13 protein-coding genes and 1 pseudogene are annotated in these 16163 nt (G+C 43.5%); 12 read left to right on the top strand and 2 right to left on the bottom strand.

The features are described from left to right. Nucleotides 1–49 precede the first annotated feature (49 nt). The 4 genes from pelA (EIM92_RS16585) to EIM92_RS16570 all read left to right on the top strand — a co-directional run bounded on the left by pelA (EIM92_RS16585) (nucleotide 50) and on the right by EIM92_RS16570 (nucleotide 4428). The gene (gene pelA / locus EIM92_RS16585; protein ID WP_125083590.1) at nucleotides 50–1009 is read left to right on the top strand and encodes a pectate lyase; all 960 of its coding nucleotides are present in this window, start codon (nucleotides 50–52) and stop codon (nucleotides 1007–1009) included. A gap of 327 nt (nucleotides 1010–1336) precedes the next feature. Then, on the top strand, nucleotides 1337–2296 hold the full coding sequence (gene pelA / locus EIM92_RS16580) for a pectate lyase (protein ID WP_125083589.1): 960 nt from the start codon (nucleotides 1337–1339) through the stop codon (nucleotides 2294–2296). 267 nt (nucleotides 2297–2563) lie between these two features. Further along, nucleotides 2564–3394, top strand: a complete 831-nt coding sequence (locus EIM92_RS16575; protein WP_125083588.1) for a MerR family transcriptional regulator — start codon at nucleotides 2564–2566, stop codon at nucleotides 3392–3394. A gap of 11 nt (nucleotides 3395–3405) precedes the next feature. Beyond that, nucleotides 3406–4428 carry a serine hydrolase domain-containing protein gene (locus tag EIM92_RS16570; protein ID WP_125083587.1) on the top strand — a complete coding sequence of 341 codons (1023 nt, stop codon included), beginning with the start codon at nucleotides 3406–3408 and terminating at the stop codon, nucleotides 4426–4428. 141 nt (nucleotides 4429–4569) lie between these two features. On the opposite strand, the gene EIM92_RS16565 is transcribed toward EIM92_RS16570, so the two are convergent. Further along, on the bottom strand, nucleotides 4570–5328 hold the full coding sequence (locus EIM92_RS16565) for a YheC/YheD family protein (RefSeq protein ID WP_125083586.1): 759 nt from the start codon (nucleotides 5326–5328) through the stop codon (nucleotides 4570–4572). Between the two features lie 230 nt (nucleotides 5329–5558). On the opposite strand from EIM92_RS16565, the gene EIM92_RS16560 reads away from it, so the two are divergent. From EIM92_RS16560 to EIM92_RS16545, 4 genes are all read left to right on the top strand, one after another. After that, nucleotides 5559–6650: a glycosyltransferase family 4 protein gene (locus EIM92_RS16560; protein ID WP_125083585.1), complete on the top strand. Its 1092-nt coding sequence runs from the start codon at nucleotides 5559–5561 to the stop codon at nucleotides 6648–6650. Between the two features lie 182 nt (nucleotides 6651–6832). Further along, nucleotides 6833–7756 carry an ABC transporter permease gene (locus EIM92_RS16555; RefSeq protein WP_125083584.1) on the top strand — a complete coding sequence of 308 codons (924 nt, stop codon included), beginning with the start codon at nucleotides 6833–6835 and terminating at the stop codon, nucleotides 7754–7756. 14 nt (nucleotides 7757–7770) lie between these two features. Further along, complete coding sequence (locus tag EIM92_RS16550; RefSeq protein WP_125083583.1) at nucleotides 7771–8664, top strand: carbohydrate ABC transporter permease; 894 nt, start codon at nucleotides 7771–7773, stop codon at nucleotides 8662–8664. A gap of 43 nt (nucleotides 8665–8707) precedes the next feature. Beyond that, on the top strand, nucleotides 8708–10282 hold the full coding sequence (locus EIM92_RS16545; RefSeq protein WP_425464161.1) for an extracellular solute-binding protein: 1575 nt from the start codon (nucleotides 8708–8710) through the stop codon (nucleotides 10280–10282). A gap of 66 nt (nucleotides 10283–10348) precedes the next feature. Here EIM92_RS16545 and EIM92_RS16540 read toward each other — a convergent pair whose 3' ends face one another. Next, nucleotides 10349–12598: an AraC family transcriptional regulator gene (locus EIM92_RS16540; RefSeq protein WP_164515132.1), complete on the bottom strand. Its 2250-nt coding sequence runs from the start codon at nucleotides 12596–12598 to the stop codon at nucleotides 10349–10351. A 389-nt stretch (nucleotides 12599–12987) separates the two neighbouring features. Between EIM92_RS16540 and EIM92_RS16535 the strand changes: the two genes are divergently transcribed. The 4 genes and pseudogenes from EIM92_RS16535 to EIM92_RS16520 all read left to right on the top strand — a co-directional run bounded on the left by EIM92_RS16535 (nucleotide 12988) and on the right by EIM92_RS16520 (nucleotide 16031). Then, on the top strand, nucleotides 12988–14412 hold the full coding sequence (locus EIM92_RS16535; RefSeq protein ID WP_125083580.1) for a family 43 glycosylhydrolase: 1425 nt from the start codon (nucleotides 12988–12990) through the stop codon (nucleotides 14410–14412). A gap of 134 nt (nucleotides 14413–14546) precedes the next feature. Beyond that, nucleotides 14547–14693 (top strand): annotated as a pseudogene (locus EIM92_RS24290) (NADPH dehydrogenase); the annotation flags it as partial. Nucleotides 14694–14756: 63 nt separating this feature from the next. Further along, entirely contained in the window at nucleotides 14757–15059 is a 303-nt protein-coding gene (locus EIM92_RS16525) for a Dabb family protein (RefSeq protein ID WP_125083579.1), read from the top strand. Between the two features lie 33 nt (nucleotides 15060–15092). After that, complete coding sequence (locus tag EIM92_RS16520; protein ID WP_125083578.1) at nucleotides 15093–16031, top strand: Gfo/Idh/MocA family protein; 939 nt, start codon at nucleotides 15093–15095, stop codon at nucleotides 16029–16031. The last annotated feature ends 132 nt before the right edge of the window (nucleotides 16032–16163 follow it).

Raw genomic sequence — 16163 nt, 5'->3', positions numbered from 1 at the left:
TTGGCAGCGCTTCCATTTAGGTGACAAATATTTGATAAGGAGCTTAGCTATGAAAAAAACAACGTTATCTTTGATTTTGGCCTTTTCCATGATTCTCTCCGTATTTATAGTATTGCTGCAACCTGCTGTAACTGTTGTCGCTGCAGATGCCTCTGGTACGACAGCTAGCATTGCCGATATCTTAAAAAATCAGCAGAGTGATGGCGGGTGGAAGAAGGACTACGCCGTTACGAGCGGAGAGTGGGCCAAATCAACAATTGATAACAAGGCCACATATACGGAAATCCGCAGATTGGCGGCCGAATATAAGAAAACCGGAGATAACAAATATACTTCCGCGGCCATTAAGGGGATTAACTTTCTAATTAACATGCAGTATTCCAATGGTGGGTGGCCGCAGGTTTATCAAGGCTCCGGTTACCACAAACATATTACTTATAATGATGATGCCATGATCAACGTTATGATTTTGCTGGATGAAATCGCGAACCGAAAAGGAGATTTTTCATTCGTGGATAGTAGTCTAGCTAGCAAGAGCAAGCAAGCTGTCGATAAAGGGGTTGATTGTATCCTTAAAACCCAAATCATTGTGAACGGTAAACTAACAGCGTGGGGACAGCAGCATGACTCTTCGACTTTAAAGCCAGCAGGGGCAAGAAGCTACGAGGTTCCGTCTTTAAGCGCAAAAGAAAGCACTACGATTGTGAAGTTCCTAAAAACGAGATCTTCTACTTCACAAATTGCAGCCTCTATTAAGGCAGCTGAAGATTGGTTCAAAGCCGTGCAAATTACCGGCATTAGAGTTGTCAAGACAAGCGATGACGTTGTTGTTGTGAACGACCCTAGCGTAACTACGCCGATTTGGGCCCGTTTTTACGAAATGAGCACGAATAAGCCGATTTTTGTCGGTCGCGATGGTGTAGTAAAGTACAAGCTTAGCGATATTGAGCAAGAAAGAAGAACGGGTTATTCCTGGTACGGCAACTGGCCATCCAGTGTGTTGAAATAATAAGGGATATGCCAGATTCCCCCATCGATGAGCCATATAAATCCATATTTGATGCAATTCAATTTGCTCTCTAGATACCATGTTGCTTCCAGCCTCTATGAAAATTTTATAAGCTATTTGATAGTAAATTTTATTTGGAAGCGAAGACCGCCTCCACTATTTGACAAATAAACTGGATAAGTTTAATATAAAATTTCGCTTATTGGTAAATTATCCAATATAGTGTCCTTTTTAGTGGAATTATTTTTTGGTCAGGGGGGCTGCATAAACATCATTTAATTTCATTTTCTTATCATACTAGCATAACAGAGAAGAAGGAGATTACGAATGAAAAAGACAACAATATCTTTAGCTCTAGCATTCACAATGATATTATCGGTACCAGCAGTCTTGGTACATCCTACTGCAACTGTAGTAGCTGCAGACGCATCTGGTACAACAGCAAGTATTTCTGAAATTCTAAAAAATCAACAGAAAGATGGCGGATGGAGGAAGGACTACGCTGTAACTAAGGGGGAGTGGGCCAAGTCAACGATTGATAATAAGGCTACATACTCAGAGATTAGAAGATTAGCGAGCGAATACAAGAAGACAAAGGATAGCAAATATTCAGCCGCAGCCGTTAAAGGTATTAACTTCCTGATCAATATGCAATATTCCAATGGCGGCTGGCCGCAAGTCTATAAAAGCTCCGGCTACCATAAACATATTACTTATAATGATGATGCCATGATCAATGTTATGATCTTACTCGATGAAGTTGCGAAGAAGAAAGGTGATTTCTCTTTTGTGGACAACAGTCTAGCGAAAAAAAGCAAGCAGGCCGTTGATAAAGGTGTTGACTGCATTCTCAAGACTCAAGTCGTGGTGAATGGTAAGCTGACTGCATGGGGCCAACAGTATGACTCATCCACTTTGAAACCAGCGGGAGCAAGAGCTTACGAGGTGCCTTCCTTAAGTGCTTCGGAAAGTGCTACAATCGTAAAATTCCTCAAGACCAGACCTTCAAATTCGAAGATTGCGACGTCCATTAAAGCAGCTGAAGATTGGTTCAAAGCGGTTCAAATTACCGGAATTAAAGTCAATAAGACAAATGGTGACGTCGTTGTCGTGAAAGATTCCAGCGTAAAGACACCGATCTGGGCGCGCTTCTATGAGATCGGTACAAACAAGCCGATATTCGTAGGCCGTGACGGTGTAGTGAAGTATAAGCTTAGCGATATCGAGAAAGAAAGAAGGACAGGCTATGCTTGGTACGGCAACTGGCCGTCAAAAGTGATGAAATGACACAAAAAACAGAATTAAGTACTTTTTATGATAGGCACAAGAGGCTGGCATGACACAGCCTCTTTTTATGTTGCTCGTGGCTATTATCTTTTAGAAAAGTTTCACTATTAGGAGAGCCCATGATTTACCAGCTTCTTTGATGCCGATCGTGAAAAGTATTGCTTCACTAACCCGCCCGCTAGAACATGTTGACTTTGCCCCTAGGGGAAGGTGTATGGTTGGAAATAATCAAAGTAGTAATATTCTAGGACGAATGGGGGTGACATCTTGTTATCGATAGGAGAATTCTCTAAGATCTGCGGCGTATCGACCAAAACGCTTCGCTATTACGGCGAAATCGGATTAATTAACCCTGATGAGATTAACCATGAAAATGGGTATAGGTATTATTCTATTCACCAACTAAAAAAGATGCTCTTTATTAATCGTTTAAAATCCTATCATTTCTCCCTGGAAGAAATTAAAACTATACTGGAATGGGAAGAAGACCAATCTGAAGAGAAGCTTCGCTCCGCCCTTAGTAGCAAGAGGAGGGAAATGCAGGAGAAATTAAATGCTGTTGAGCTGGTTCTTAAACAAATGACCCATGATATTTCCAGCTTAGAGAAGGGCATCCCTTTGATGACATATCTGGACAATATAAAAGTAAAGCTTGTTGAGACTCAGCCGATGAAGATCCTTTCTTTGCGGCGGACGATGAGTAGCAATGATTATGCTCAAGGATATGGTAAATTTTTTAGCATGTTATATAAAAAGATTGCTACAGAAAAGCTCACCCTGCTGGGCAAACCAATGACGATCTATCATAGCGCCGAATATGATCCTGCTGGCAATGATACCGAGTTTGCCATCCCCATTAATGAAGCTATAAACGGGTCGAGGGAATTGCCAGGCGGCTTGTGTGCAAAATCTGTATATAAGGGTGCATACTCCGAACTGACGTCAGTTTATGCCAAATTGCGGGAATGGATCGAGATCGAAGGTTATGAATTAGTTAATTCGCCTTATGAGGTGTATGTAACTGACCCTAATCAAACCGCAGAGCCTATGGATGTGGTTACCGAAGTTTATTTTCCAATAAAATATATCCAATTGTGAGGGATGCCCTGATGCAAAACAGCTACTGGCCTACTGCGGAGTGGGAAGTGTTGGAACCCAGTTCTTTGGGAATGGATTCAACTCGGTTGTCAGAGATAGAGACGATCATATCATCAGAGTATAGTAACATTAATGGTATTGTCGTGGTGAGAAATGGACGTATTGCATTTGAACAATATTATAATGGCTACGGTCCGGAGGATGCGCACCATGTGACATCGGTAACGAAAAGCGTATTGTCCGCGCTCATTGGCATCGCCATAGATGCTAAATATATTATAGGTGTTGATCAGCACGTGCTGGATTTTTTCCCGGAATATGTCCCGGATGCTGCGGTTCGGCAAAAACGTGAAGTTACGTTACGACATTTGCTCAACATGACGGCTCCTTATGCATTTGAAGACTGGCAGGAACCACTGGACAAAATGTGCATGCATCCGGACTGGACAGAATATACGCTGGATATGTTAGGACAAAAAGGAAGCATCGGGTCTTTTAAGTACTCTACGGCAGGGACGCATCTGCTTTCCGCCATCATTACTCGCGCCGCCGGAATAAGTGCACGCGAGTTCGCCAACGAATACTTATTTAAACCAATCGGCATGAAGGAAATTCAGGACTATAACATGAAATCATTTGGATTTGATGACTTATTCGGGGTTCATGTGAAAGGATGGGTTAACGATCCAAAGGGCATTACTGCAGGTGGATGGGGGCTAACGCTAACGCCACGGGATATGGCTCGTTTTGGTCATCTTTATCTTCATCAGGGAAAATGGGGACATCGGCAAGTGATCTCCGGCACCTGGATTCAGGAATCCGTGGAGATGAACCTGAATAAATACGGGTATTTATGGTGGTTGCGTGAGGAGGATGGAGTTTTTGCGTATTTAGCACTAGGTGATGGCGGAAATGTTATTTGCTGCATTCCTTCCAAAGATTTGGTTGTAGCGATTGCTTCTGATTTCATCATCCAACCTCGTGATCGTTGGACACTCATTAAGGAGAATATTATTCCGGCTATCATAGATTAGAATATAGATTATATTTTACAAGTGGGCCGCGCGCAGCGGCTAAGTTCAATAAGACCTGGCAAAAAAGGAAAACCGCCTAAGCGGTTTTTTTCTTTTTTATACGGTTTCAGTGCTTCAGCAGCTGTAAAATTTTAGTCGGGGCTAGACCTTCGCCGCTGCTTTTTTGTAACGAATCACCTTTCTATACATTGATTTATCAGCTAACTTGTTGAAGATATAAGGATCTGGTTTGGTGTTCACCTCAATAATCCATGGTGTCCAAGTACGATCGAATCCAATATCTAATCCAATTTGCTTCAGTCCAGGGTATTTCTTGTGAAGGGATTTTGCTGTGGATTCACCGAGCTCGTTCAGCGTATGAATTATTTTTTGAATTTCGTAATTGGAAATGTGAACAGCAAGAAGGGGTTTAATATCTATAGGTGTGCCGCCACTGTGATAATTCGTCACTATTTTTTTAGGATGGGCCACCCTCCCGATGAGACCTGTCGTCTCCCATTTACCCTCCGGGTTAAGCTGTACCATGACCCTGATATCAAAATGCCGTTTGTTATATTTCAATAAATGAATACCTCTCTGAATAATATAGCGTTTCTTTTGAATATAATTTTGTATGGAATTGTAAAATGATTTATAATCCTTAAAGCTTCTTTCCGTTGATTCAATTTGATACGTAAAATGATTAGGTTTCAGGAGTTCTGCACGTATTACTCCTTTACCATAAGTCCCGATTTCGGGCTTAACATATACCATACTATATAGCTCGAGCATTTTCTTTAAAGTGGACTCACTGAATTTTTGGGTATCCGGTATAAATGGGAGAAGCTTTTTACATTTGACAAGCACCTTGGTCTTGGCCCATTTACTCACCACAGTACTGCGCGGTTTCTTTTCGCTCATTATAATATTTCCCTCCTGATTGAACTGATGAAGCATGACGATTCCATTTCACATTCTATGTATACTCACCCTTATGTGAGCAGGCAATTGATACAATTTACAAAAACAACAGTTTGCTTTCCACGTAGCTAAAAAGGTGGTAACAGGGTGAACAGACTATACCCCTTCCAAAAGATTGAATAGGTATAGTAGTGCAGGCGCAGTTCATGCTCTGAGAGGGAGGTGAAAGAGTGAAGATCTTGATTGTTGCACCGGAGCAAATCCCTGTTCCTGGAAGTGGGTCGGTAGAAATATGCATTCTCGCTATTGCCAAACAGCTAGCAAAGAAACATAAGGTGACGGTCTTAAGCAGAGCTTCAAAAGGGCTGCCTGCTCAAAGCAGCGAGGGCGGCGTAACTATCGTCAGAGTTCCATCGGGTTCCTCCAAAGTTTATATTGCCTCTGTTCTTCATTTTATTCAGGGGAAGTTTTTTGACGTCATCCAAGTTGATAATCGTCCTCATTACATGGCATCCATCCAAAAGAAATTCCCAAAAATGAAGGTAACCTTATTTCTGCATTCACTTACCTTTGTACCACCCGCCAATAACGTTGCAAGATACTTGAGGCAAGCCAAGCTCATCATTGCTAACAGCAGTTCACTGAAACAAAAGTTAGTAAACCGTTTTCCAGGTGTTGCACAAAAAATCCACACCGTTGAACTTGGCGTCGATACAGGCCGATTTTGCCCAGCAACCACGGCTGATCGATCCAGATACAGAAATCAGTTTGGCATAGAAGACAAATATACGGCTTTGTTCGTTGGACGTGTTATTCCTCGTAAGGGTATACCTGTACTGTTGAAAGCGGCAAGCTATGCCGGGCAAGAGGTACCTCTTCAAGTGGTTATTGCTGGTAGGGGAAGGGCTTCGTACGTGAAGCAGTTACGAGCTTTGGCGTCAAAATTAAACGTATCTGTAAAGTGGCTCGGCAAACAGAAACACTCCAACATTCATAAGATATATGGCATCGCGGATTGTTTGGTTTGCCCATCCCAAAAGCACGAGGCTTTTGGATTAGTGAATGTGGAAGCCATGGCTTCAGGATTGCCTGTAATTGCTTCTAAAATTGGTGGCATTCCTGAAATAGTTAAACATGAACACAATGGTTTTTTGGTTGACGATTACAGCCGCGCTGAACGGTTTGCACAATATTTGATAAAACTTGGAAAAAACAAAAAAATGGGTCAGGAGATGGGAGTCAGAGGAAGAAGCGATGTTATTGACAACTTTACTTGGGGACTAACAGCCGACAGGCTATTATCATTATACTTGCAAAGATAAAGAGAGGTTATCAGTGAGCGTCCGTTTTTCGGGCGCTTTTTTGGTGCTGGTACATAAATGTCAGATTTGTTCACACTAAACCATGCAAATATGTCAGAGCTGAGCTGTATTTTCACTATTCAACCCGTTACTCCACTCCTATAGTTGGATTCAAGACAACGTGAAGGAGGTGTATGATCTTGATGTTGAAGAAAAAAGGCATTTTGCATGAGCTGAATACTCACAAAGTTCTATACTTGATGCTGTTGCCGACAATACTTTACTTCTTGATTAATAACTACCTGCCGATGATCGGTATTTATTATGCTTTCGTCCAGTTCGATTTCAATACGAATCTATTCGATATGAAATTTGTGGGATTGAAGAACTTTGAATTCCTCTGGAAATCGGGCAAATTGCTGGAGCTGACTTTCAATACGATTGGTTATAACGTGGTGTTCATCGTGCTGGGCAATGTGCTGTCGATCACGGTAGCGATCTTGCTAAGCGAGCTAAAAGGTAAATGGTTCAAAAAAATCACGCAATCGATCCTTTTCCTGCCCTACTTTGTTTCCTTTGTCATCTTGAGTGTGATTGTCTTCAACTTGTTCAACTATGAGCAGGGTGTTCTCAACACGGTTCTTCAGCAACTTGGCATGGAGCCAGTAGATGTGTACAGCAAGCCTAAACTATGGATCTTCTTCATTATTTTCTTCTACCTTTGGAAGAACTTCGGCTATAGTATGGTCATTTATCTAGCTTCGATTACCGGGATCAGTGAAGAGTATTATGAAGCCGCCAAGATGGATGGTGCTAACATCTTCCAGCGGGTTTGGCATATTACGGTGCCGATGCTAAGGAACACCTTTGTGATCCTGTTGTTATTCGCGCTCGGAAGCATTATGAAAGGCCAATTCGATCTTTTTTACCAGATGGTTGGCAACAACGGCATCCTGTTCAGCACGACGGATATTCTGGATACTTATGTGTACCGCTCGCTGCGCGTGACTTTTGATATGGGTATGGCGACCTCAGCGGGTGTCTATCAATCCCTATTCGGTTTTACACTTATCCTCGTCGTCAATTCGATCATCCGTAAAATAAACAAGGATTATGCGTTATTCTGAAAGAGGTGTAGAACATGAAAATCAGAGAGGACAACACGGCAAGATGGTTCCGCTTAATCGCTTACATCGTTGTTATCACAGGAAGCATCTTATGTCTCTTGCCCTTCCTATTAATCTTGTCCGCATCACTATCCAGCAATGAGTCCATACTGACCCAGGGCTACAGCTTAATACCGAAAGAATTCTCACTGGAAGGCTATAAGGTCATCTTTCAGATGCCCGATGAAGTGCTCCGTGCTTACGGAGTAACCATATTTGTGACTGTCGCTGGTACGGCGCTTGGATTATTGCTCATTACAATGGCTGGGTACGTGCTCCAGCGTAAAGATTTTAAGTATCGTAATTACTTTTCGTTCTTCATCTATTTCACGACCTTGTTCGGCGGGGGACTCGTTCCTTATTACATGCTAATCACGAATTATTTGAAATTCACGAATACGATGTCCGCGCTAATTTGGCCATCTTTGATGACACCGTTTCTAATTATTCTCATGAGAAGCTTTATTAGCTCGGCTGTCCCGGATGAAGTGATTGAGTCGTCTAAGATCGATGGGGCCAATGACTTTGTCATCTATTACCGGATTGTGCTTCCTTTGGCTGTTCCTGGGCTAGCGACGATCGGTTTGTTCTTGGCGCTTCATTATTGGAATGATTGGTTCTCATCGGCATTGTTTATCAGTGATCCCACGAAATATCAGCTGCAATTTTATCTATATAACATCATCAATACTTCGGCATTTCTGACGAATATTGGAGCGGGAGCCGGCGTTACATTATCTGAGGGCGTACCTACCGAAGCGATGAAAATGTCGATGGCGATCGTTGTGACTGGGCCGATCCTACTTCTATATCCTTTTATTCAACGTTATTTTGTTAAAGGCTTGACTGTCGGAGCTGTAAAAGGTTAGAGCTGGCAAGTCCAGCTAACATAATGCAGTTAAATAAAGGAGGATGAACATGGCAAGTAAACGAAAAAAAGCGATTGTCCTTATATGGTTATCGATCATGTCGATGTTGCTCTTCACAGCATGTAGCCGCAGTAGTAACAGTAATAAGTCGCTAAATCCCACGACAGCACCTTCGAATTCAGTATCTGAAACAACGGGAATTGACACTTCCAAGAAGGTGGAGCTTCAGTTCTATATGCTTGGCAACGCACCAAAAGATTTGCCTAAGATTGAGAGGCAAATTAACGAAATGGCATTGCAGGATTTGAACGCAACGGTAAAGTTCAATTTCACGACATGGACGGATTGGGATCAGAAATATAAATTGTTGCTCTCCACTGGACAGGCGGTTGACCTGATCTTCACTGCCGACTGGACACAATATCAACAATATGCGAAGAAAGGGGCTTTCTTAGAGCTCGATGATCTTCTGCCCAAGGCTGCACCGGCCTTACAAAAATTTGTGCCTCAAGAGATGTGGGAAGCCGTTCGGATCGATGACAAAATCTACACCGTACCGTCTACCTATAAGGAATATGTGACCGGTGGTTTTGTTTGGCGGGAGGATCTGCGGAAAAAATACAATTTGCCGACACCCGTGGACATTCCGACATTTGAAGCATATCTAGAGGGAATAAAACATAACGAACCTAAATTGCAGCCTGTTGCCATCGGCGCTGCTGTGGATGCGACCTTGCAGGATGCTTATCTGGATTTCCAGCGGCAAGAAGTTGGACCGATGCCCTATGGTGTATTCGCTTCTTACCATGCGCCAGGTGAAGTCGTATCTTATTGGGGTTCGTTGGAGCATCTTGAAGATCTGCAAAAATTCAAAAGCTGGGCAGACAAAGGCTACTTCTCTAAAAACGAACTGAATGAGACTGAATCGATCCAAGATAAAATCGCAAACGGCACTGCAGCGGCTATTCTAAGCGATAATCCAACACGTTACAATCAAACGTTAAGCAAGATGAAATCCCTTCATCCAGAATGGGAGCTTGGCTATACGCCATTCGGAATGTCGAACGGCTATGCAACTCCTGTACATCCTATTCACAATGGTTTTGCAATTCCGAAGAGCAGTAAGAACCCGGAACGTGCGCTGGCGTTTTATGAAAAGATGGTCTTAGACGAGCGCTATAATCTTCTGACTCAATATGGCGTGGAAGGTGTGAACTATACCGCTGAAAACGGCTACTATAAAATGGTCGGCGATGCGAACAGCAACGGATTTCTGCGGGAAGGCATGAATGGATGGGCATGGCGCAACCCGGAGTTCATGTTGTTCGAACCTAGTCATGACGGGGTTAAGAAGATTTTCGATGAGCTCGACCAAATCCAAAAGCCCGACATTTATACTGGATTTGCGGAGGACTATACCGAATATCAAGCAGAGCGCGCGGCTCTTGAGCAAGTGGAGAAGCAGTATCTATTCCCGCTGCTGGCAGGCCAGATTAAAGACGTTGAAGCCGGCCTTCACACTTTCATGGATAAGGCCAAACAGGCGGGGCTAGAGAAAGTACAAGAAGCATACAAAGAGCAGTGGATAGCATATCTCAAGGAAAAAGGAATTCAATGATCGTGTTAAAAGCTAAAAAAGCAAGCAAGCGGTTTACCGGTTAACGGAGCAGCTTGCTTGCTTTTTTTATTCTGCTGTTGGCGGGTTGGCATTGCGATATTCCGAAGGAGTGACGCCGGTTACCTTCTTAAACATGCGATAAAAGTAGGAACTGTTCGTGTAGCCAGTCCGAGCTGCAATTTCGGAGATCGGGAGGCGAGAGCTCGTTAGCAGCGCCTTGGCATTTTTAATTCGAGTATGATTGATCATTTCGACGATTGTTGATAAGGTATGCTGGCGATAGACGCGGCTGATGTGGTAGGTGGACAAATTCAATTCATCGGCTAAATAGTTCAGACTGAAATTTGGATCGTGATAGTACGCCTCGATCATATCATTAATTCTGTGAATGAGCTCCTCGTGCTTGCCGTTCCGTTTGGCAATCAGCTTCGAATTCAACAGATCGAAGAATGTATGGAATGCTTCTGTCAGTTCTACAAGGGTTTCGTACTGATCCATTCGCGGAATTGTAAAATCAGCTCCTAATCCAAGCTGCATAGAGCTGTTGCGTTCAATCTCAGTAAGCATATTATCTAGTGTTACAGAGAGGTGTGAGGCTGCTCCATGAGCAACCGGATAGGAATAGCCGACGGTCCCCTGCATAATTTCGTCAAACAGAGCTTTAGCTTCTTCCATTTTTCCTCCGGCTAATGCTTCCAACATTCGTTTCTCTTTCCCGAGAGGAAAGGAATATTTGTTATTCGACATGAGTGGAACCGCTTCGATGATCGAGCCTAATCCTTTGAAGAAGCGTTGACTGGTTGCTTCTTTAACAAGCTTGAACATTGCATGAAGGTCGTGAGGATTCTCTGTAACTGGAGTCAGGACAATAGTCAATCCTATGCGTATATATTCCATACACGCGTTCTGGATGTCACGGAGCATCATTTCATGTGTCTCAAAAGGGGAGGGGAATTCTTCAAACGTATTGATGAGCATTAGAATGCTATCATCCTCTAAATCGATGGAATCTACGGTGTATTGTCTCGAGCATATTTCCGTTGCGATGTTCATGATTGCAAATTTATACGTAAGCAGATCATTGTGCTGTTCTTCTTTTAACTGTTTAAAACGATCAATACGTAAATAAGCCAACCGGTATGGCTTTGTAAAATCGAAGGAAATGCCCATGCTTCTTAGCTTTCCCGTTTGGGCTTGGACATTGAAATCCTGTATCTGAATCAATTTACGCAATGTATTCTGCCTTAGCGTATAACTGCTGTCACGCTTTTCCGATTCAAGATATTTCATTTGACTTTCAATTTTGTGGATCGGAACATAAAGGAAGCGCGAGACGAGCCAGGCTAGGAATACACCTATGGTTACAACTAGGCATGCAATTAGAAGCGTTTTCAATTTCATGTTTCTCAGTTTCATCGTAATTTCACTGTAAGGCGTGATGCGGACATAATGCCAGTTATACTGATTTGGGGCTGTGTAGGTAATCAAGGATTTAGAATGATCAAATCGATCAACAGTGTAGCCGGAATCTTTGTTCAGGACGAGTCGCTCAATCAGCTGTAGCTCCGAAGCGCTCAGCATGACAGGGGTTAAGTCCTCCGCTGAAAGAATCGCCTGGCGATCGTCAATTAAGAATGTCCGCGACTTATCTTTGTCTTGTTGTCCGACTAATCCTTGATTGATCCAGGAGGCCGATATATTAACAATGACAGCAGAGTTAATTGTCCGGTTAAATCCAATAGCATCATAACAAAGATAGGTATAGATGCTTACAATTTCCTCCGTTTCCTTATTCGCATGCATATACCGGGGGATCGGAGTAAACGGCTTGTATTGACCGTAATTGCTCAAAATCTGGATCATGTCCTGATCCTGGAGCTCGCTTTCATGGATGATGCCTTTTTGTCCATTCCGACTGGCAATATAATATGTTTCTGAGAGCGGATTATACACATAGATGGAATGAATATAAGGCATGGTTACCAAGTAGTTATTCAGATCCAGCATGGCAGCTTGGGTGTCGAACGGGTTCGGAGTATTGTAATACAGAAGCTTGGATATGGCGTTGTTCCGATAAATCTGAAAAGCGACCGTCTGAGCGTTTTCCGTTGTATTGGCAACGGTTTTTCCTGTTTGCCTAAGATTGGCGAGATCAGACTCGAATGCTTCATTCTGTAGAATACGCATAAACGTAAAATAGTAGATGAAAGAACTTACGAAGATGGATACAACGATGCAAAGAGTAATGGCAAGTAGCAGCTTTACATATAACTGGCCATTCGTTCTTATTTTATTTAACTTGTAAATGCAAGTCACCCCCTTGTGCGGTCGTAAAACTGACGCTATTCCTGACTCATTATAGCTTGGGGAGTTCAACCATACCAGTAGAAGGAATACTGTTTTGTGAAGTATTTCGCCATCTACGGCTGAACAAATCTGAGGTTGCTGCATTTTTTTGCTGTAGACGGTGCAGGAGCGACTAGTTTGTTTTTTTACATATTTACACCTATTATTCAGCAGGCTTCAGGATCATAAGTTCATAAATCCAGCCATTTTTAACTGTTAATAAATGTAATATATTGTTATATATAGAATGTGGAAGCGCACTTAACTCGAATGAATGAGGGGAGGAGGTGAGCACTTATTCCAAGGATCGCTCTACGATGGAATAGAGGTAAACCAATACAAATGAAGGAGGTAAGTTTATGAAAAGAGGGTTTGGATTATTGCTCGTTTTTGTATTATTAGCCGTTTGTTTGTCAACAGATTTGCCTCAAGCCGATGCAGCAGTCGTAACCATTGCAAATGGTACCCCGTGGAAAGACGTGAACAATGATTCCTTGCAGGCGCATGCCGGGTCGATTCTTAAGGTGGGTTCAACCTACTTTTGGTACGGTGAAGATAAGATCCACAACAGCGCCAATTTTAAAGCAGTTACGGTTTACTCATCCACCGATTTGAAGACCTGGACATGGCGCAGTTATGCGCTGACTACCGCATCAGATTCAGAGCTGCAATATGCAAAGATCGAACGACCAAAGGTAATCTATAATGATGCGACGGGAAAATACGTGATGTGGGCTCACTATGAAGATGGCAGCGGATACACCTTGGCAAGGGTTGCGGTAGCCACTTCCTCCACGCCAACGGGACCGTTTACGTATCACGGGAGCTTCCAACCGAATGGCAAAGCGTCAAGGGATATGACTATTTTCAAGGATACGGACGGTCAGGCTTATCTTTTCTCTTCGTCAGATAATAACTATAATTTGAGGCTCTACAAACTTACCCCCGACTATTTGGAAATCGCTGAGGAATTAAACATGATTTATGAGGGCGACCATCGGGAAGCGCCGGCCGTTGTGAAGAAAGGTTCAATTTATTACCTTATTACCTCTGGGGCATCCGGCTGGTATCCGAATCAGGCGATGTATTCCACGGCAACCCATATAAATGGGCCATGGTCGGATCTACAGCCGTTAGGCGACAGAGCTACTTTTTATACGCAGCCAGCCTTTATACTAACGCTACAGGGCAGCGGCGCCACCTCCTTTATCTATGTGGGTGACCGCTGGAATCCAAGCGCATTAAGCGACTCGAGATATGTTTGGCTACCGCTTAATTTAGAGGGGACAACCGCATCCATGACGTATTATGACCAAATCAAAATTGATGCGGCAACAGGAATGGTAGAAGGTGCAGCGAACGGTTCACTGCTGTCTCAAGGCAAGCCTGCGACGGCTCAATCTGCATTAGCATCTAATCCAGCAAACTATGCCAACGACGGCAACTATCAATCCGAATGGGTCGGGACAAGCGTGACCTGGCCGCATTGGTGGACTGTGGACCTGGGCTCCGTAAGCAGTATCAAGAACATTCAAATTTCCTGGTTCATGGTGAAAGGATCTGAGGCGTTTTATAAGTATAAAATCGAGACCAGCACAGATAATCTGAACTGGACGGTAGCGCTGGATCGAACGGGAAACACAACGTATGGATTTACCTCTGATACGCTATCGGCCACGGCGAGATATGTAAGAATCAACATGGTCGATGCGGATCTCTGGAACAATCCAGGCAACTGGTATACGCCTCGTTTATGGGAAGTTAAGGTATACGGTGAGAATTAGTCTAAAGAAAGGTGGAATCAGATACTAACTGTTATTCTATTCTCATTTAATTGCATCCTGACAAGAACGCCCTCGTCTTTATTCATTGTTGAGGGCGTTCTTATTAATGTGCTCCAATCAAAACCCCACTGTCTTTGGCCACTGCCGTTATTGGCAATGAAGATGCAGATCTTGTAGCAATCGGAAGAGGGATGTTAAGGAATCCTTATTGGACTCTTAAAGCCGCAGCAAGTTTGAAAAAGGAAATTGCTGTCCTAAAACAGTATACATTTGGATTTTAGTAGCTTATTATTTAATAGACTAAGTTAAACCAAGCAATCACGGAGTATGAAGGAGGAATTTGAATGAGTTCCATTAGACATATGGTGACATTTTCATTGCATTCTGGTAAGGACAATCCCGAGACAGAAGCTTTTCTGCAAGTAAGCAGAGAAGAACTGGCTGCGATTCCTGGCGTTGAGCAATTCGAAGTGTTTCGTCAGGTGAGTGAGAAGAATGATTTTGATTATGGATTCTCCATGGTGTTTGCTGATCAGAATGCTTACGACGCGTACAATAACCATCCGGTACATGTCAAGTATGTTGAGGAGCGTTGGAAGACAAAAGTGAGCCGTTTTCAGGAGATTGATTTGGTTATTCAGAAGTAAGTACCCAGGCTGTTAGAGAGGTGAATTTCGTCGATGGACAATGTGGCTAAACGAACCCGTGTTGCAATCATAGGGCTTGGGAGTATCGCGCGCAAAGTATACCTGCCTCTACTGTCATCCCATTCTGATGTAGAGATTGTTGGGCTGATGAATCGATCTGCAGGGGCAGTGCAGGACATGCAAAATCTGTACCGAATTGAACGAGGGACAACGGATATGGAAGAGGTATTGTCTTGGGATCTTGATGCAGTTTTTGTTCACACGGCAACGGAGGCTCATTTTGATATCGTTATGCAGTGCCTCGAACGTGGGCTGTCTGTCTATGTCGACAAACCTCTATCCTATAGCTTGCGGGAGTCCAATGAGATGACTGCCTTTGCCGAAGCTCAGGGATTATTGCTGGCTGTTGGATTTAACCGCAGATATGCTCCCCTGTATCGGAAAGTCCGGGAGTGGATGGCGGGGGGTCAGGGCTGCGATTCAGTGACCGTGGTTAAGCATCGTTCAGGGATTCATCAGCGCCCTGCGAAGGAGACCGTATATGATGATTTGATTCACATGCTTGACTTGCTATTATGGATGACGGATCATGACTATGAACTGCTTCATCATTATATTCGCAAGGACGATGCAGGCAGGCTGCTGCACGGAGCAGGGGCTGTACGGCTCAGTAATACCGTGTACAGTACGTTTGATATGGTGCGGCAAGCGGGGGCTGACTTAGAGAAAATTGAGTTGCACGGGGGCGGAAGGTCGGCAACTGTCCTCAATCTGGATGAAGCTACGTATATGGAGCGTGGTGTACTTCCACAAGTGGAGACGTTTGGCAGCTGGGACAGTATCTTATATCGCCGTGGATTTACAGGTGCAGTCGACGATTTCCTCCATGGTTTGGATCTTCCAGATGATTGCCTGATCAGTGCAAGTCGGGTGATAGACAGTCATAAGCTGGCAGAACAAGTCGTATGCTGATGCTGGCAGAGGAAATTAACAATAATAGGTTGCGGTGGGCTGCAAAAATATACGCGTAAAAAGTCGTCAGTTTGACGGCTTTTTTTGTTATAGTGGCGTGCCTGATAAGTACGCATCTCTCTAGCCGCATGG

This window comes from Paenibacillus lentus, assembly GCF_003931855.1.
Taxonomy (GTDB): domain Bacteria; phylum Bacillota; class Bacilli; order Paenibacillales; family Paenibacillaceae; genus Fontibacillus; species Fontibacillus lentus.
The sequence above is the reverse complement of the archived record's forward strand: the minus strand, read 5'-3'. Positions and strand labels throughout refer to the sequence as shown.